The organism is Phormidium sp. CCY1219, from assembly GCF_055795085.1.
This window is the reverse complement of record NZ_JAYFEQ010000139.1, coordinates 1-204: the sequence shown is the minus strand read 5'-3', so window position 1 is coordinate 204 and position 204 is coordinate 1. Positions and strand designations below refer to the sequence as shown.

At 44.1% G+C, this 204-nt stretch carries 1 protein-coding gene; it reads left to right on the top strand.

Annotated elements, in window-relative coordinates:
• Window positions 1-31 precede the first annotated feature (31 nt).
• Window positions 32-204 (top strand): HNH endonuclease (locus tag AC0QH1_RS00745; RefSeq protein ID WP_324628810.1); only part of this gene is annotated, 173 nt, incomplete at its 3' end.

The window sequence follows — 204 nt, the reverse complement described above, 5'->3', positions numbered from 1 at the left end:
AGTTGGTCTCCCAACTAAATTAACCAGACTTTTGAAGGAACAAAAAGGCAAGTGCAATGAATGTGGCCTGTTCTTCACGGACAGTGACCTCATAGAAATCGACCATATTAAACCTCTAGCGGCGGAAGGTAAAGATACCCATAAAAACCGTCAAGCATTGCATCAACACTGCCACGACCGCAAAACCGCAAGAGACCTTGTTAT